Origin of the sequence: Skermanella mucosa (assembly GCF_016765655.2) — a bacterium.
GTDB lineage: Bacteria > Pseudomonadota > Alphaproteobacteria > Azospirillales > Azospirillaceae > Skermanella > Skermanella mucosa.
The window spans coordinates 175,080-193,006 of the sequence record NZ_CP086107.1 but is presented as its reverse complement, the minus strand read 5'-3'; the positions used below and the strand labels follow the sequence as shown (position 1 = coordinate 193,006).

Annotated in this window: 14 protein-coding genes; 5 read left to right on the top strand and 9 right to left on the bottom strand. The window is 68.3% G+C overall.

Annotation, left to right across the window (positions count from 1 at the left end; genetic code table 11):
• Window positions 1–91: 91 nt before the first annotated feature.
• The 9 genes from JL100_RS30800 to JL100_RS30760 all read right to left on the bottom strand — a co-directional run bounded on the left by JL100_RS30800 (window position 92) and on the right by JL100_RS30760 (window position 10,738).
• Window positions 92–1,630 (bottom strand): ABC transporter substrate-binding protein, encoded by a 1,539-nt coding sequence (locus tag JL100_RS30800; protein ID WP_202683141.1) that lies wholly within the window; start codon window positions 1,628–1,630, stop codon window positions 92–94.
• A gap of 34 nt (window positions 1,631–1,664) precedes the next feature.
• Window positions 1,665–2,582, bottom strand: a complete 918-nt coding sequence (locus JL100_RS30795; protein ID WP_202683140.1) for a dihydrodipicolinate synthase family protein — start codon at window positions 2,580–2,582, stop codon at window positions 1,665–1,667.
• Window positions 2,583–4,262, bottom strand: a complete 1,680-nt coding sequence (locus tag JL100_RS30790; protein WP_202683139.1) for an ABC transporter ATP-binding protein — start codon at window positions 4,260–4,262, stop codon at window positions 2,583–2,585.
• Window positions 4,259–5,185, bottom strand: coding sequence for an ABC transporter permease (locus JL100_RS30785; RefSeq protein WP_202683138.1), 927 nt, complete (start codon window positions 5,183–5,185; stop codon window positions 4,259–4,261). The genes JL100_RS30790 and JL100_RS30785 overlap by 4 nt, the downstream gene beginning before the upstream one ends.
• Window positions 5,182–6,105: an ABC transporter permease gene (locus tag JL100_RS30780; RefSeq protein ID WP_202683137.1), complete on the bottom strand. Its 924-nt coding sequence runs from the start codon at window positions 6,103–6,105 to the stop codon at window positions 5,182–5,184. Before JL100_RS30780 ends, JL100_RS30785 begins: the two co-directional genes overlap by 4 nt.
• A gap of 84 nt (window positions 6,106–6,189) precedes the next feature.
• On the bottom strand, window positions 6,190–7,701 hold the full coding sequence (locus JL100_RS30775) for an ABC transporter substrate-binding protein (RefSeq protein ID WP_202683136.1): 1,512 nt from the start codon (window positions 7,699–7,701) through the stop codon (window positions 6,190–6,192).
• A 71-nt stretch (window positions 7,702–7,772) separates the two neighbouring features.
• Window positions 7,773–8,678: a 5-dehydro-4-deoxyglucarate dehydratase gene (kdgD, locus tag JL100_RS30770; RefSeq protein ID WP_202683135.1), complete on the bottom strand. Its 906-nt coding sequence runs from the start codon at window positions 8,676–8,678 to the stop codon at window positions 7,773–7,775.
• Between the two features lie 58 nt (window positions 8,679–8,736).
• Entirely contained in the window at window positions 8,737–9,489 is a 753-nt protein-coding gene (locus JL100_RS30765; RefSeq protein WP_202683134.1) for a FadR/GntR family transcriptional regulator, read from the bottom strand.
• A 151-nt stretch (window positions 9,490–9,640) separates the two neighbouring features.
• On the bottom strand, window positions 9,641–10,738 hold the full coding sequence (locus JL100_RS30760; RefSeq protein WP_228421640.1) for a LacI family DNA-binding transcriptional regulator: 1,098 nt from the start codon (window positions 10,736–10,738) through the stop codon (window positions 9,641–9,643).
• Between the two features lie 209 nt (window positions 10,739–10,947).
• Between JL100_RS30760 and araD the strand changes: the two genes are divergently transcribed.
• The 5 genes from araD (at window position 10,948) to JL100_RS30735 (ending at window position 17,890) form a co-directional block, all read left to right on the top strand.
• A complete protein-coding gene (araD, locus tag JL100_RS30755; RefSeq protein WP_202683132.1) occupies window positions 10,948–12,681 on the top strand; it encodes an L-arabinonate dehydratase in 1,734 nt (577 codons plus the stop codon).
• A gap of 49 nt (window positions 12,682–12,730) precedes the next feature.
• Complete coding sequence (locus JL100_RS30750; protein WP_202683131.1) at window positions 12,731–13,501, top strand: aldolase/citrate lyase family protein; 771 nt, start codon at window positions 12,731–12,733, stop codon at window positions 13,499–13,501.
• An 85-nt stretch (window positions 13,502–13,586) separates the two neighbouring features.
• On the top strand, window positions 13,587–14,306 hold the full coding sequence (locus tag JL100_RS30745; protein WP_202683217.1) for a ribonuclease activity regulator RraA: 720 nt from the start codon (window positions 13,587–13,589) through the stop codon (window positions 14,304–14,306).
• Between the two features lie 780 nt (window positions 14,307–15,086).
• The gene (locus tag JL100_RS30740) at window positions 15,087–16,766 is read left to right on the top strand and encodes an acetolactate synthase large subunit (protein ID WP_202683130.1); all 1,680 of its coding nucleotides are present in this window, start codon (window positions 15,087–15,089) and stop codon (window positions 16,764–16,766) included.
• Window positions 16,763–17,890 (top strand): zinc-dependent alcohol dehydrogenase family protein, encoded by a 1,128-nt coding sequence (locus JL100_RS30735; RefSeq protein ID WP_202683129.1) that lies wholly within the window; start codon window positions 16,763–16,765, stop codon window positions 17,888–17,890. Before JL100_RS30740 ends, JL100_RS30735 begins: the two co-directional genes overlap by 4 nt.
• Window positions 17,891–17,927 lie beyond the last annotated feature (37 nt).

Here is a 17,927-nt window from a genome sequence, read left to right as displayed (position 1 = left end):
TTGGAAACTGCGTCACTGGAAAATCCGCGTCACGGGCTGTCCTTGCGGAAAGGAGCGGCGCCCGGACCGGCGGGCGCCGCCATCCAGGTCGTCAGTCCTTCAGGTCGATTTCCGAAAGCCTGATCTCACTGTTGGTCTTGAGGGTCGGGCGCCAGCCCTCGATGCGCGGGCCGACGCGGGTGTATCCGATCATGTGGTACATCGGGACGTCGGCGACGACATCGTCATGGACCAGGGCGAAGACCTCCTGGAACAGCTTGGCGCGCTCGTCGCCGGTGGCGCTCATCGCCTGCCGGAGCAGCCGGTCGACCTCGGGGTCGGCGATGGTCGAGTACTGCCCGCCGCTCGAATACATGACCGGGGCGGTGAAGCCGGCGTCGCCGGTGTTGTTGTCGTGCTGCTGCTGGAACAGCGTCGCCCCCCGTTCGGGCGGGAACGGCTTGTCCAGGTAGCGCACCCAGTCCGCCGCCTCCAGCTGCTCCATGGTCATGTTGAAGCCCACCTCCTCCCACATGCCCATCATCGCCTCGAGCGATTCCGCCGAGTTGGGAAAGAAGCCGTTGCGGGCGATCAGCCTGATCTCCCTGTCCACCGGGACGCCGTCGGCGCGGGCGGCGTCCAGGAGTTCCCTCGCCCGCTGCGGATCGTACCCCCAGGGCTCGATGTCCGGATTGTGCCCCCTGACGCCCGGCGCCACCATCTGCGAGGCGCGGAGCACGTCGTCGCCGAACAGGGCGCTGCCCAGGGCGTCCCAGTCGATGGCGAGGTTGAGCGCCTCGCGGACCCGGCGGTCGTCCAGCGGCGGCATCTGCGCGTCGATGCGCATGCGGGTCGTCTCGGAGTTCAGGTAGGCGAAGTCGGTATCCGGGTCGGTGGCGTCCTGGACCGCGATGGTCGGCGTCAGGTCGGCCTCGCCGGTCGAGACCATGGCGGCGCGGATGGCGGATTCCGGTCGCCAGACGAAGGTGGCGCGGGCGACTTCCGGGTTCTCCCCCCAATAGCCGTCGAACCGCGCCAGCACCACCCGCTCCGGCGATGCGCCGTCCAGCCGATAGGGGCCGGTGCCGACCGGGTCGTTGGTTTCCTTGTCCATCGGCAGGTTCGGGGAGACGATCTGGACCGTGCCCATCAGGGTCGGCAGGATCGGGATCGGGATGTCGGACTTGATCTCGACGGTCCGGGGATCGACCGCCTTGGGCGTCAGCTTGATGTCGCCGAACTTGGAGCGGCTGTCGCAGGACAGGTTCGGGTTCATCAGGCGGTTGATCGTATGGACGACCGCGGCGGCGTCGAAGTCCGCCCCGTCCTGGAACTTGACGCCGTCCCGCAGCGTGAAGCGCCATGTCAGGTCGTCCACCTGCTGCCATCCCGTCGCCAGGAAGGGCTCCACGGTGCCCTCCTCCGCCTGGATGTCGGTCAGCGTCTCCGTGATGTTCATGTTGATGATGCGGCCGATGTCGTTGCGGATCGACCGGCACGGATCCAGGTTGGCCGGCTGCTCCGGCAGGACGACCGTGATCTCCCCCGGCGCCGCGAGCGCCGTTCCCGCCGACAGGGCCGCCGACAGGGCCAGTGCCAGCGCCGGCGCCAGGAGCGCCGCGGTGCTCCTGCGGGATTTCTTCGTTTTCATCGGTTTCCTCCCCTTGTGCAGAGTTTCTTTATCTTCAGCCAAGCCGCCGGAGCCCGTTGGCCTCGACGAAGGCGGCCAGCATCGCGGACTGCGCCTCGGTCAGCGGCCAGGCCGATGGCGGGCGGGTGGCACCGCAGTCGTGTCCGAGCAGGCGCAGCGCCGCCTTCACGCCCGTCACGTTGGTGCCGTTCATCTCCTGGGCCCGGATGTCCTCGAAAGCCCGCATGCCGGCGATCAGGCGGCGCGCTTCGGGGTAGTCTCCGCTTTCCAGGGCCGCGTGGATCGCCACCGACCTTTCCGGCCAGACATTGATCAGGCCCGAGGTGAAGCCCCGCGCGCCGACGGCGTAGAGCGGCGGCGCCCAGACTTCCGCCAGCCCGCCGACCCAGACGATGTCCGGATCGCAGGCGGCAATGGCCTCGGCCAGCTTCAGGGGGTTGGGCGCCGCCCACTTGACCCCGACAACGCCCTCGACCGCGCACAGCGCCTCGATGGCCTTGACCCCGATCGCGTCGTTGCGGAGATATATCACCAGCGGCAGGCCGCCGGAGGCGTCGGCGACGCGCTTCACGTATTCCGCGACGCCGCGCGGCGCCACGAACGGGTCGGGGGGCTGGTGGATCATCAGCGCGTCGGCCCCCGCCTCGGCCGACACCCTGGCCAGGCGGCAGGCGTCCCCAATGGCGCGGCCGACGCCGGCGACCAGGGGAACGCGCCCGTCCACGTGGCGCGCCGCGGTCCGCACCATCGTCTCCGCCTCGTCGGTGGTCAGGGCGTAGAACTCGCCGGTGTTGCCGTTGGCCACCAGGATGTGGACGCCGGCCTCCACCGCGCGGTCCACGATCGGCGCCTGGAGCGCGGGCGCCAGCCGGTCCTCGGCGTCGAACGGCGTCACGAGGATGCCGGAGATGCCCGTCAGGGCCCGTTTCAGATCCTGCTTGTCGAATTTCATCTATGTGCCTGCCTGTCGCGATGGCTGCGCGCCGGCGCCCGTCTCCCACTTGGGATGGGGCGTCGCGTTCAGCAGCGTGCGCGTGTAGGGATGTTGCGGGTTGGAGAACAGCGCCTGCGTGGCGCCCTGCTCGACGATCTGGCCGTGCTTCATGACGATGATGCGATCGGCGAAGTGCCGGACGATCGGCAGGTCGTGGGTGATGAAGATGTAGGACAGGCCCAGCCGGGTCCGCAGGTCGGCGAGCAGATCGATCACCTGCGCCTGGATCGAGACGTCCAGGGCCGACACCGCCTCGTCGCAGACGATCAGCTCGGGGTCGCTGGCGAGGGCCCGGGCGATCGCGATCCGCTGGCGCTGCCCGCCCGAGAACTGGTGGATGTGTCGGGCGGCGTGCTCCGCCTTCAGCCCGACCAGCTCCAGGAGCTCGACCACGCGGTCGTTCCACCGGGCCTTGGGCAGGATGTCGCGGTGGATGCGGAGCGGTTCCGAGATGATCGAGCGCACGTCCATCCTGGGGTTCATGGACCCATAGGGGTCCTGGAATACCATCTGCACCTTCCGCCTCAGCTTGAGCAGCGCGTGCCGGTCCATGCGGAAGATGTCGTCCCCCTTGTAGAGCGCCCTGCCGGAGGTCGGCTCGTTGAGGCGCAGCAGGATGCGCGCGACGCTGGACTTGCCGGAACCGGACTCGCCGACGATGCCGACCGTCTCGCCCTTGGCGACCACGAAGCTGACGTCGTTGACCGCGTCGACGTACTTGGCGGGGCCGAACAGGCCGGCACCGAGGGTGTAGCGCTTGACGATGTTCTCGACCCGCAGGATCGGCTCGCCGGCGGCCGTGCCGGAGCGCCGGTGCGCGCCCTCGTCGTCGGCATGCGGCAGGGCCGACAGCAGCGTGCGGGTATAGTCGTGCCGCGGCCGGGTGAAGACGGTCCTGGCGTCGCCCTCCTCGACGATCCGGCCGCCCTTCATCACCATGACCCGGTCGGCCATGGAGGCCGCCACCTCCAGGTCATGGGTGATCAGGACGAGCGCCATGCCGTACTCGGCCTGGAGGTCGCGCAGCAGGTCGAGGATCTGCGCCTGGACGCTGACGTCGAGCGCAGTCGTCGGCTCGTCGGCGATGATCACGGAGGGCTGGAGAGCTATGGCCATGGCGATCATCACGCGCTGGCGCTGGCCGCCCGAGAACTGGTGCGGATACTGGTCGACCCGGTGTTCCGGGTCGGGGATCCCGACCCGGCGCAGCAGATCGACCGCGCGCCGCCTGGCCTCCCCTCCCCGGGCGGCGCCGTGGGCCTCGAACACCTCGGCGATCTGCCGGCCGATGGTATGGACCGGGTTCAGGTGGGCCAGCGGGTCCTGGAAGATCATGGCGATCCGGCGGCCGTTCAGGTCGCGCCGCTCCTCCGCGGTCATGGCCGAGAGGTCGCGCCCGTCGAAGACCATCCGGCCCGCGACGATGTCGCCCGGCGGCGTGTCGATCAGCCCCATGATCGCGCCGGTGCTGACGCTCTTGCCCGAGCCGCTCTCCCCCAGGATGCAGAGCGTTTCCCCGGGATGGACTTGGAAATCGACCGAGCTGACGGCGCGGAATGGTTCCCCGGCCGACAGGAAGTCGACCGTCAGCCCATGCACTTCCAGGATGGGCCGCGTGGACAGGGTCCGGCCGGTCATCGCGGAGCCCTCCGCAGGGTCTGGAGCCGCCACCGCTGCTGCGGATCGGCGACCGTCCTGGCCCAGCTCGACAGCAGGTTGAGGGACAGCGTGGTCAGCAGGATCGCGAAGCCGGGCCAGAACGCGACCCACCAGGCGCTCGCCAGGTATCCCCGCCCGGTCGCGACCATGGCGCCCCAGGTGAACTGCGGCGGCTGGATGCCGAGGCCGAGGAAGCTGAGCGCCGATTCCGCCAGGATGACCGAGGCGAAGTCGATGGCGGCGATGGTGACCAGCGTGGGCGCCACCAGCGGCGCTATGTGCCGCAGCACGATGCGCAGCGAGCCGGCACCCATCGCCTTCGCGGCGCTCACGAACATGCGTTCGCGCAGTTCCAGCACCTCGGCGCGGGTGGTCCGCAGGTATATGGGCACCCGGGTGATCGCCAGGACGATGATCAGGTTGGGGATGCTCGGCCCCAAGGTGTAGAGCACGATCAGCGCCAGCAGCAGCGACGGGAAGCTCATGATGATGTCGGCCAGCCGCATGATGGCCTGGCTGTACCACCGGTTGGAATAGCCGGCGACCAGCCCCAGCGCGCCGCCGACCAGGGCGGAGGTCAGCACGGCCGCCGCCGCGATGCCGAGGGTGTTCTGCGCGCCCACCACGAGCCGGGCCAGGATGCTGCGGCCGAGCGTGTCGGCGCCCAGCACGTAGGCCCAGCCCTGGTCGAGGGAGAACGGGGCCATGTTGCGCTGGCGCAGGCCCAGCTTGGTCGCCAGGTCGCCGACCAGCAGCGGGCCGACGATCGCCGCGGCGATCAGGAACAGCAGGTATATCGCGGAGATCAGCGCCAGCTTGTCGTGGACGAGATATCCAAGGAGGACCCGGGCCCTGCCCGGCTCGCTCGGCTGAGCCTTCGCGTCGGTCGGGATCACGGTCATGACGTCTGGTACCGGATGCGCGGATCGAGAACGGCGTAGAGGATGTCGATCGCGATGTTCAGGAGGAAGATGGCGGTCGCCGTGACCAGCACGGTCGATTGCACCACCGCGAAGTCGCGCTGGATGATGGCGTCGATCATCAGCTTGCCGATGCCCGGCCAGCCGAACACGGTCTCGACGACGACCGCGCCGTTGACCAGGCTGGTGGCGAGGTCGCCCGCGACGGTGACGACCGGCAGCAGGGAGTTGCGCAGCGCGTGGGAGAAGATGATCTTCCGCCGCCCCACCCCCTTGGCCCGCGCGGTCTTGACGTAGGGCGAGGACAGGGCGCCGATCATCGTGCCCCGGACGACCTGGACCAGCAGGCCGAAGGGACGCAGCATCAGGACGGCGACCGGCATGATCCAGTGGGCCGCCGAGCCGGTCCCGGAGGTCGGCAGCAGGTCGAGGCTGACGGCGAAGACCAGGATGCCGACGATCGCCACCCAGAAGTCGGGCGCGCTGGCCCCGGCCAGCGACACGAGGCTGGCGAACCGGTCGAACGGGCTTCCCGGCCTCGCCGCCGCCAGCGACCCGACGACCAGCGCCAGGGCGAAGGCGAAGGTCATCGCGAGCACGGCGAGCTTCAGCGTCTGGGGAAAGGCTTCCAGCGCCACCTCCATCGCCGAGCGGTTCTGGCGCAGCGACTCCCCGAAATCGAGATGGAGCAGGTCGCCCAGATAGGCGAAGAATTGGACGTAGAGGGGCTGGTCGAAGCCGTGGAGCCTGGAGAAGGCTTCGCGCGCCTGCGGCGTCGCGTCGAGCGGCAGGAAGAGGTAGGACGGGTCGCCGGTCAGCCGCGTCAGGAAGAAGACGAGCACCAGCAGTCCCAGGACCGAGACGACGCTGTGGAGGGCGCGTTTTCCGAGATAACCGAACATCCGGATTTCCCTTGTCGGAGTTCCCTTGTCGGAGATGCGGAAGCGGGCCGCCGCGCCGCCGGCGAGCGGCGGCGCGGAACGGCGTCACTTCTTCAGGCGGATTTCCGCCAGCGGGATCTCGCTGTTGGTCGTCAGGTTGGGGCGCCAGTCGAGGCCGGGCCCGACGCGGGTGTAGCCGATCATGTGGAACATCGGGATATCCACCGCGATCCCGTCATGCACTTCCGCCAGGATCTCCTGGAACGCCTTGGTCCGGGCCTCGTCGGTCAGGTCCAGCGCCTCGTCGATCCGCGCGTCCAGCTTCGGATCTTCGAATGTCGCGTACTGACCCGACGAATGGTAGAAGATCGGGATCGTGAAGGCGGCGTCGCCCTTGTTGTTGTCGTGCATGATCTGCAGCAGGGTGGGGCCGCGCTCCTGCGGGAAGGGCTTCTGCAGGTACCGGGTCCAGTCCGCCACGTCGAGCATGGTCAGATCGATGTTGAAGCCGACGGCCTCCCACATCGTCATCATCGCCTCCAGCGCCTCGTTGCCGTTGGGATAGATGCCGTTGCGGCCGATCAGCTTGATCTCGGTACCGACCGGGACGCCGTCCGCCCGCGCCTCCTCCAGGAGCTTCGCCGCCCGGTCCGGATCGTAGGTCCAGGGCTCGACGGACGCGTTGTGGCCGTTGATGCCGGGGACGACCATCTGGGAAGCGCGCAGCACGTCGTCGCCGAACAGCTCCGCCATGCCCTGCCAGTCGATCGCGAGGTTGAGCGCCTTACGGACGCGCACGTCGTCGAGCGGCGCCTTGCCGGTGTCGATCCGGATCGCGGTGGTCTCGGAGTTCAGGTACGAGAAGTCCGTCTCCGGGTCGGTGGCATCCTGGATCGCGATCGCGGGCGTCAGCTGGGCCTCCCCGGTCTGGACCATCGCGGCCCGGAGCGAGGACTCCGCGCGCCAGACATAGGTCGCCTTGGCGATGTCGGGCGTCTCGCCCCAGTAGCCGTCGAACGGCTCCAGGACGACCGTCTGGGGCGTGAAGGTTTCCAGCTCGTAGGGCCCGGTGCCGACCGGATCGTTGACCGCCCGGTCGGCCGGCGTCTTCGGCGAAACCATCATCGCGACGCTCAGCAGAGCGGGCAGGATCGGTTCCGCCGTTTCGGTCCGGATCTCCAGGGTGGACTTGTCCACCGGGGTCACCGTCAGCTTCGCGCTGCCGAACTTGGCGATGTTGTTGCAGGTGAAGGCCCCGCTGGTCATCCGCCGGATGGAGAAGGCCGCCGCCTCGGCGTCGAAGTCGGCGCCGTCGTGGAACTTCACGCCGTCGCGCAGGCGAAAGCGCCAGGTCGTGTCGTCGACCCGTTCCCACGACGTCGCGAGCTTGGGCCGGGGCGTCCCGTTCTCCGGGTCGATGACCGTCAACGGCTCGGTGACGTTCTGGTTCAGGATCTGGCCGACATTGGTCATGATGCTGCCGCACGGCTCGAGATTGCCCGGCTGCTCCGGCAGGACGACCGTGATGGCGTCGCCTCCCGTCTGGGCCGCCGCGGGCAGGGCCGCGGACGCCATCAGCATGGCGCAGGCGACGGACAGCACAGTTCTGCGTGTCATGGGATTTCCTCCGTGTTTCTTCTATCTGTTGCCGCCGCCGTCTCCGAAGTCGGATCAGGGGCGGGTTCCGCTCAGCCGGCGGCGCAGGCGACGAGGCTCCGGAGCATGTCCTTCTCCTCGGGCGTGAGATCGGTCAGCGGCGGACGCACCGGGCCGGGGGTGCGGCCGATGATCTCGACGCCGGCCTTGATGATCGACACCGGGTACCCGGCCTGCCGGTCGCGGATCGCCGCGAACGGGAAGAAGAAGTCCTTCAGGATGCCTTCCATGGTGGCGGCGTCGTTGCCGCGCATGGCCCGGTAGAAGCGCTGGGCCAGGTCGGGGACGAAATTGAACACCGCCGAGGAGTAGGTCGTGACGCCGACCGCGTTGAAGGCCTCGGCATAAAGCTCGTGCGTCGGCATGCCGCCGATATAGCAGAGCCGGTCGCCCAGCTTCGCGGTGATCGCGCGCACCGTGTCGATCTGGCCGGTGCCGTCCTTGAACCCGATGAGGTTGGGGCACTCGTCCGCCAGCCGGGCCAGGGTGTCGGCCTTCACCACGGAATTGTCCCGGTTGTAGAGGATGACGCCGAGCCCGGTGGACCGGCAGACCGCCTTGACGTGCCGGTGGATGCCCTCCTGCGGCGCGCCGATCAGGTAGTGCGGCAGGAGCAGCAGCCCGTCGGCCCCGGCTTCCTCGGCCCTTCGGGCAATATCCGTGGCCAGCGCCATGCCGTAGCCGCAACCGGCGATGATGGGAACCTCGCCGGATGCCGCCTTGGCGGTGCGGGTCACGTCGGCGATCTCCTGCGGCGACAGCGAGAAGAACTCGCCGGTTCCGCCGGCGGCGAACAGCGCCGCGGCGCCGAAGCCGGACAGCCACTCGACATGGCGGCCGTAGCTGTCCAGGTTCAGGCGCAGGTCGGCGTCGAAATGGGTGACCGGGAACGACAGCAGGCCCGAGGACAGGCGGGACTTGATTTCAGCGGGAGACATCCACCACCCTTCTCATCATATGACTTTTCCCGAGTCGTATGATGATTACCGGGACCTGTCAAGCCTTATCCGGCCCGGCCGGCGGCGCTTTCGGGCGGGTCAGCGCCCGGTAGCGCTTGATGCCGCCCAGCAGGTGGCGGCGCATCGCCTCGCGGGCGCGCTCGGGATCGCGCGCCCAGATGGCTTCGGCGACCTCGGTATGTTCCGCGAACAGGATCCGGTCCCGGCTCGGCAGCGGATCGACCCCGCCCATGACGCTGCGGAACTTCACCCGGGGAATGATGCGGCGGCCGACATGCTCCAGGAAGGCCTTGAACCGGCCGTTGTTGGTGGCGCGGGCGATCGCCATGTGGAAATCGAAGTCTGCCTGGTCGGTCGGCAGCCCGCGTTCGACCAGCTGGCCGAAGATCTCGAGCTGGGACTGGATCTCCGCCTCCTGGGCGGGAGAGCTGCGCAGCGCCGCGAGGCCCGCCGCCTCGACCTCGATGCCGATGCGGAGTTCCAGTTCCTCGATGATGTCGGAGATCCTGTCGGTCGCCTGGGTGAAGAGCTCGACGCCTTCCGGGTTCCGCCGGGGTCCCAGGACGAAGACGCCGGCGCCGTGGCGTGACTCGACGAGGCCGTCGGCCCGGAGCGCCGCGATGGCCTCGCGGATGACCGTCCGGCTGAAGCCGAAGCGCTCGACCAGCACCGGTTCGGCCGGCAGCTTGTCCCCCGGCGCGTAGTCGCCCTCCTCGATCTCGCGCCGCAGCGCCTCGACCACCTGGGAGCTCAGGGGCTTGCGCCCCCTGGCCCGTGCGACGATCGCCATGTCCCTACTCCCGAACCCGATGCCCGAACCCGATGCCCATGACCGGCCAGCCCCGCCGAACTAGTACTCATCATATGAGTTTGGCGCAAGCCGGCAGATTGATCATACAGCATGCAGGACGAAATATGGGTAGGAAACGCCGGTCCGGCACTCAGGTGCTGGCGCGCTCGATCACCTCGAAGCCGATGTCGATGACCCGGTCGAGGTCGGTCCGGCCTTCCATCCGGGCCAGCAGGGTTTCGGCGGCGATGCGGCCCATGGCCCGCCGGTCTATGCGCACGGTCGACAGCGCGGGGAAGGTATGGGCGGCGAAGTCGAGATCGCCGAAGCCCATGACCGCCAGATCGCCGGGAACCGAGAGCCCGCGCGACAGGGCCTCGGCCAGCGCACCTTGAGCCACGATGTCGGAGCTGCAGAAGACCGCGTCCGGCCGATCATCGGATTCCAGCAGCCGCGCCATGGCCTCGCGGCCCGTCCTGAGGGTGCCCGGGGCCGGTACGGTGACGGTGGCGGCGTCGGCGACGCCCTGCCCGGCTCCGTCGCCGGCAATCGCCGCGCGGAAGCCTTTCCGCCGGAGCATCGCCCGGTCGTCGTCCGCCCCGATCACGGCCAGCCGCCGGTGCCCCTTGGCCAGGAGATGCCGGGCGACCGCCTCCCCTGCCCTCTCGTGAGAGAACCCGACCAGCGCGTCGATCGGGGTCGGCGTGTAGTCCCAGATCTCCACCACCGGGATTCCGGCGGCGAGCAGCCGCCGCCGGGTCGCGTGCGAATGCATGATGCCGGTCAGCAGGATGCCGTCGGGCCGGCGGCCCAGGATCGCGTCCAGCAGGTCGTCCTCGCGGACCGCCGGATATCCCGACAGACCGAGCAGTACCTGGTATCCGGCCTCCGCCAGCTTGTCGGTCAGCGCCTCCACGGTTTCGGCGAACATCGAGCTCGATATGGTCGGGACGATCGCCGCGACCAGCCGGCTGCGCCTGGAGGCGAGTCCGCCGGCGAGCAGGTTGGGCACGTAGCCGGTCCGCGCGATGGCCTGGCGCACGATCTCGATGGTGTCCCGGGTCACCAGTTCCGGCCGGTTGAGCACGCGCGACACCGTGATCGGCGACACGCCGGCCAGCTTGGCCACGTCGCTCAGCGTCACGCTGCCGGATGACCGGCCGGAGGCGTGTCCGCCGCCCGGCCGCTCGGGCGCCGGATTGCCGTCGGCGGCCTTGCGGCGGGGGGACGCGGGGGCGGAACGGGCCACGGGGAGCCTGCCTTGCAAGATGTTCGTCGAACAGATAGCGCTGACATTATCACCGCGCGGCCCCCGATCCAAGCGGTGCCGGTCACCGGCCCAACCCTGCCACAAAAGGCTTTGCATGGTTTCCCGGTACCGTTAACATGACCGTGTTAGCGTTATCATGCCGAGTGCCGGAAAACCCGCGCGGGCAGGCGCGGGAGGGGAAACAGACAATGTCCAGGAAGAAACCCGAAGAGCTCCGCAGCCACCGCTGGTACGGGGTCAAGGACCTGCGCTCGTTCGGGCACCGGTCGCGCACGGCCCAGATGGGCTACGACCGGTCCGACTATGCCGGGAAGCCGGTAATCGCCATCATCAATACCTGGAGCGACATCAACCCCTGCCACACCCATTTCAAGCAGCGGGTCGAGGAGGTCAAGCGCGGCGTCTGGCAGGCGGGGGGCTTCCCCGTCGAGATGCCGGCCATGTCCCTGTCGGAGCCTTTCCAGAAACCGACCACGATGCTCTACCGCAACTTCCTGGCGATGGAGACCGAGGAGCTGCTGCGCTCGTACCCGGCGGACGGCTGCGTGCTGATGGGCGGCTGCGACAAGACCACGCCGGCCTTGCTGATGGGCGCGTTCTCCATGGACCTGCCGACCATCTTCATGCCGGCCGGCCCGATGCTGCGCGGCGACTGGGGCGGCGCCGTGCTGGGCTCGGGCAGCGACAGCTGGAAATACTGGGCCGAGCTGCGCGCCGGCAACATCACCGAGGACGACTGGCAGGGCGTCGAGCAGGGCATCGCCCGCTCCGCCGGCCACTGCATGACCATGGGGACGGCGTCCACCCTGACCGGCGCCACCGAGGCGCTGGGCTTCACGCTGCCGGGCGCCTCCAGCATTCCGGCGCCGGACTCGCGCCACGCCGCGATGGCGACTCTGACCGGCAAGCGCATCGTCGACATGGTCTGGGACGACCTGAAGCCATCCGACATCGTCACGCCGCGGTCCTTCGACAACGCGGTCACCACCGTGCTGGCGCTGGGCGGCTCGACCAACGCGGTGGTCCACCTGATCGCCATGGCCCGCCGCGCCGGGGTGGAGCTGACGCTGGAGCGGTTCGACGAGCTGGCGCGGAAGACGCCGCTTCTCGCCGACATCCGCCCGTCGGGCAAGCACCTGATGGAGGATTTCTACTACGCCGGCGGCCTGCGCGCGATGCTGGCGCGGCTGGGCGGCCTGATCGACCGGGACTGCCGGACCGTCAACGGCCTGACGCTCGGCGCCAACATCGAGGGCTTCAAGGTCTTCGACGACGCGGTGATCCGGCCGCTCGACAATCCGGTGGTCGCGTCGGACAGCCTGGCCGTCCTGCGCGGCAACCTGGCGCCCAAGGGCGCCGTGATCAAGCCGCCCGCCGCGGAGCCCCACCTGCACCGCCATGCCGGCAAGGCCGTGGTGTTCGAGGACTACAACGACATGGCGGCGCGGATCGACGATCCCGACCTGGACGTGGACGCCACCTCGGTGCTGGTGCTGCGCAACGCCGGCCCGCTGGGAGCGCCCGGCATGCCGGAATGGGGCCAGCTGCCGATCCCGAGGAAGCTGCTCCAGCAGGGCGTTCGCGACATGCTGCGGATCTCCGACGCCCGCATGAGCGGCACCAGCTACGGTGCCTGCGTGCTGCACGTGGCGCCGGAATCCTTCGTCGGCGGCCCGCTGGCCCTGGTCAGGGACGGCGACGTGATCGAGCTGGACATCCCCGCCCGCCGGCTGGAACTCCGGGTCGGCGAGGACGAGCTTGCCCGCCGGCGCGCCGCGTGGAAGGCTCCCGCACCCCGGTTCGAGCGGGGCTACGGCGCGATGTTCTCGCAGTTTGTCAGCCAGGCCGACGAAGGCTGCGACTTCAAGTTCCTGGAGACCGGAACCTCCGCGGCCCCCGCCGGGGAGCCGGAGATCCACTGACCGCTCCGCATACCGGGACCGGCAAGCAACAAAACGACGAGGAAACGCCATGGACATGCCCATCAACAGCTTCAAGAAGGCGATCAAGGAAGGCCGCCAGCAGATCGGCCTGTGGTCGAGCCTGTCCAGCAACATCTCGGTCGAGATCCTGGCCGGTTCCGGGTTCGACTGGCTGCTGATCGACACGGAGCACGCGCCCAACGACCTGCCCATGGTCTACGGCCAGCTCCAGGCGGCGGTGGGCGGATCGGCGCACCCGATCGTCCGGCCGCCGTGGAACGACATGGTGACGATCAAGCGCTACCTGGACGCCGGGGTCCAGACCTTCCTGATCCCCTATGTCCAGAACGCCGAGGAGGCCCGGCAGGCGGTCGCCTCGACCCGCTATCCGCCGGACGGGGTGCGTGGGTTCGCCTCCGCCTCCCGGGCGTCGCGCTTCGGCCGGGTCAAGGACTACTACGCCCGGGCGGCGGAGGAGACCTGCGTGCTGGTCCAGGTCGAGACCCGCGAGGCCCTGGGCCACCTGGAGGAGATCGCCGCCGTTCCGGGAGTCGACGGCGTATTCATCGGCCCCGGCGACCTGTCCTCGGACATGGGCTACCTGGGCCAACCCGGCCACCCCGACGTGACCGCGGCCATCGAGGACGCGATCGACAGGATCAAGGCGTGCGGCAAAGCCGCCGGGATCCTGACCGGCGACGAGGCGTTGGCCCGCCGCTTCATCGAGCGCGGCTGCCTGTTCACGGCCGTCGGCTCCGACGTGGGCCTGCTGGCCCGGACCTCCGAACAGCTTGCCGCCAGGTTCAGGAACCCCGCCTGAAACGGCGCTCCGACCTTCGTTCCCTGCCCGGCGGCCGTTCCGCCGGGCAGGAAGAACCATGCCTGAAAGATCCGGGACCCCGACCATGAACACCCTCAAGCCGGAAACGCGCGACAAGCTGAAGACCGTCAGCACTGCGACCCTGGCCACCGCCCTCTTCAAGCGGGGGCTCCGCAACCAGATGATCCAGGACGTCCGGCCGCTCAATCCCGCCAATACCCCGATGGTGGGCGAAGCCTATACGCTGCGCTACATCCCCGCCCGTGAGGACCTGAACCCGATCACGGTGTTCCAGGACCGCGGACATCCCCAGCGCAAGGCGGTGGAGGAGTGCCCGGAAGGCGCCGTCCTGGTGATCGACAGCCGCAAGGATCCCCGGGCGGCGTCCGCCGGATCGATCCTGGTCTCCCGGCTGATGAAGCGCGGCGTCGCCGGCATCGTCACCGACGGCGGTTTCCGGGACTCAGGCGATATCGCGGCACTCGATTTTCCCGCCTTTCACAAGCGGCCGTCGGCCCCGACCAACCTCACCCTGCACCAGGCCATCGACATCGACGTGCCGATCGGCTGCGGCGACGCGCCGGTCTTCCCCCGCGACGTGATCGTCGGCGACGCCGAAGGGGTCATCGTGATCCCGGCCCACATGGCCGAGGAGATCGCCGACGAGGCCGTGGAAATGACGGCGTTCGAGGATTTCGTCACCGAGCAGGTCATGGCAGGACATTCGATCCTCGGCCTCTACCCGGCGACCGAGGAGAAAACCCGCACCCGGTTCGCCGCCTGGCGGAAAGCCAACGGCCGCTGAGAGGGCGATCGGCCTTGGAGGGGATGCCATGTCGAGAGGAGGCTTCCCGCAGGCGGCGCCAGCACGGCTGAGGATTTCCTCGTCGTGCACCGGAAGCAGTTGGACAACATCGGGGCGGCGCAACGATCCCGCGGAGACCCTCGCTTGATCCGGCCGGAACAGGCGGGCCGATGCGTTGGGCCACGGCCCAACCTACGATAGACGGCCCGCATCACCCCTGCTCCGCATCAAACCGTAGGTTGGGTGGTGGCCGAACGCATCGCAGAACCAGGTAGCGGAAGCAACATCTACATTCCCCGGACTTCGCAACGGTTTGGGTTTCTACAGTCGATCAAAATATCTGGTTACCACATAATTTTTTACCAGAGAGACAAACTTTCTCGCTTTGAATCTGTTCGTTTCAAAGTGGTTTTGGGTCAAGCGGTCTATGCAGTTAGACATCACTTGTGCTTGGCGGTTTTTCCCGTGTTCGCAAGACAGCAACATCGCCATTTTGTAAGATTCTCCCGGTCCCCTCTTTTGGAAAATGTTGATGCCTTGGCTTGAATTCTCCATCTCCAGGAACTGTCCGTATAAACAATCTTGGAATGGCGGAGACAGGGCGTAAGCCAACATCGCCGCCTGGAAGTGAAGATCCTCGATCGGAAGTCAGCTCTCTTTCGCTTGGCACCACACGAAACCGAGGATTGCTAAAAATTCAGCGCCTTACCGGACCGAAGCGGTCAAATGGCCCGAGATTTCCTTTGCGATCAAGAGATTTAGTTGAAAAAGAGAGGGATGATGACCAAAGGATCCGACCTGCTGGTCGCAGCGCTTGAGAACGAGGGTGTCGATTTCATCTTCGGCGTACCCGGCGAGGAGAATCTCGACGTCGTCGAATCTTTGCGCAAATCGCGCATCAAGCTTGTCCTCACGCGGCACGAGCAGACGGCGGCGTTCATGGCGGCGACCCATGGGCGTCTGACCGGCCGGCCGGGAGTGTGCATCTCGACACTCGGTCCCGGCGCGCTGAACCTCGTGACCGGCGCCGCCTATGCCTATCTCGGCGCCATGCCGATGATCCTGCTGACGGGTCAGAAGGGCATCATGACCAGCCGGCAGGCCCGCTTCCAGATCGTCGACATGATCGCGACGATGCGGCCGCTGACCAAGTCGACCCGCCAGATCGTGAGCACGGGCTCCATCCCCACCCTGGTGCGGGACGCTTTCCGCGTGGCCATGGAGGAGCGGCCGGGGCCGGTCCACCTGGAGCTGCCGGAAGACATCGCGGGCGAGGAGGTTCCCGATCTTCCCATGGTGCCGCCCCATCCGATCGAACAGCCGGTAGCGCCGCCGTCCGCCCTCGACCGCGCGGCCGAGATGATCCTGAAGGCGGAGCGGCCACTGGTGATGCTGGGCGCCGCCTCCAGCCGCCCGCGCCTGAGCGCCGGATTGACGGACTTCATCGCCCGCACCCAGATACCCTTCTTCAACACGCAGATGGGCAAGGGCACCGTGGCTGGCGGCCACAATCTCTACATGGGCACGGCGGCTCTCTCGGAGCGGGACTACGTCCACGAGGCGATCGACCGGGCCGACCTGATCATCACCATCGGTCATGACACGATCGAGAAGCCGCCGTTCCTGATGGGTCGTGACGGGCCGCAGGTGATCCACATCAGCTATACGCCGGCCAATGTCGAACAGGTCTATTTCCCGCATGCCGAGGTGGTCGGCGACGTCGGCCCCAGTCTGGCGCTGCTGTCCGAAAGGCTCGAGGGCAAGCTGAGATCGGCATCCGCCCTGACTTCGCTCCGGGAGGGAATCCTGTCGCGGATCACCGATCGCGCCACGGAAGGCCGCTTCCCGCCGACGCCGCAGCGGATCGTCCACGATGTCCGCCGGGTCATGCCGGAGGACGGCATCGTCGCCCTCGACAACGGCATGTACAAGATCTGGTTCGCCCGCAACTACCGCACCTGGGTCCCCAACACCGTGCTGCTCGACAACGCGCTGGCGACCATGGGGGCGGGCCTGCCCTCGGCGATGATGGCGGCCATGCTTCATCCCGACCGGCGCGTGCTGGCGGTATGCGGTGACGGCGGGTTCATGATGAACTCCCAGGAGCTGGAAACCGCCGTCCGCCTGAAACTGAACCTCGTCGTCCTGATCCTCGACGACAACGGCTACGGCATGATCCGCTGGAAGCAGGCGGTCGACAGTTTCTCCGACTGGGGCCTGACCTTCGGCAACCCTGACTTCGTCAAATACGCGGAAGCTTATGGCGCCAAGGGATCGCGGGTCGAAGCGACCGAGGATCTGGTGCCGGCGCTCGAAGCGGCGTTCAAGGGCGGCGGCGTGCATCTCGTCACCGTCCCGATCGATTATTCGGAGAACATGCGGGTGCTGGTGGACGAGCTCAGGGCCGCCTACCACGACCCGCGCGCCGATGGAACCGACTCCGAAAGGTCGATGGGATGAAGATCAAAGCCGCCGTGCTGGGCGCCATGGGCGCCACCGCGCCCTATGAAACCTCGAAGCCGCTGGCGATCGAGGAACTGGAACTCGACCTTCCCGGACCGGGCGAGGCGCTGATCCGGATCAAGGCCGCGGGCCTGTGCCATTCCGACCTTTCGGTGATCAACGGCGACCGGCCGCGCCCCTTGCCGATGGCGCTCGGGCACGAGGCGGCCGGCATCGTGGAGGAGGTCGGACCCGGGGTCCACGACCTCGCGCGGGGCGACCATGTGGTCTGCGTGTTCGTCCCCTCCTGCGGCCATTGCGGCCCCTGCGCCGAGGGCCGGCCCGCCCTGTGCGAGCCGGGCGCCGCCGTGAACGGCGCCGGGACGCTGCTTTCCGGGGCGAGCCGGCTGCACCGGGCCGACGGCACGACGGTCCGCCATCATCTCGGCATCTCCGGCTTCGCCGACTACGCCACCGTCTCCCGCCACTCGCTGGTGAAGATCGATCCGGACCTGCCGCTGGAGGAAGCCGCCCTGTTCGGCTGCGCCGTGCTTACCGGCGTCGGGGCGGTCGTCAACACGGCACGCGTCCAGGCCGGCGCCTCGGTGGCGGTGATCGGCCTGGGCGGCGTCGGGCTGTGCTCGCTGCTCGGCGCCGTGGCGGCCGGCGCGCGCGAGATCGTCGCCATCGATCTCGCCGACGACAAGCTGGCCTTCGCGCGGGAACTGGGCGCCACCGCGACCTTCAGCGCCAAGGACCCGGACTGCGCCGAACAGGTCAGGAGCGCCACCGGCGGCGGGGTGGAATTCGCGTTCGAACTCGCCGGCTCGGTCCGGGCGCTCGAACTCGCCTACAGGATCACCCGCAGGGGCGGCACGACGGTGACCGCCGGCCTGCCGCCGCCGAACGCCACCATGCCGCTGCCCGCGGTCAACCTCGTGGCGGAGGAGCGGACGCTCAAGGGCAGCTATATCGGCACGGCGGTACCCAGCCGGGACATCCCGCGCTTCATCCAGCTCTATCGGCGCGGCCGGCTGCCGGTCGACCGGCTGATGACCGGGATATTGACGCTGGACGAGATCAACCAGGGCTTCGACCGGCTGCACGACGGCACCGCGATCCGGCAGGTCGTGAAACTCTGAGAGCGAACGGGCGATGCTGCGGCGACCCTGGAGGAAA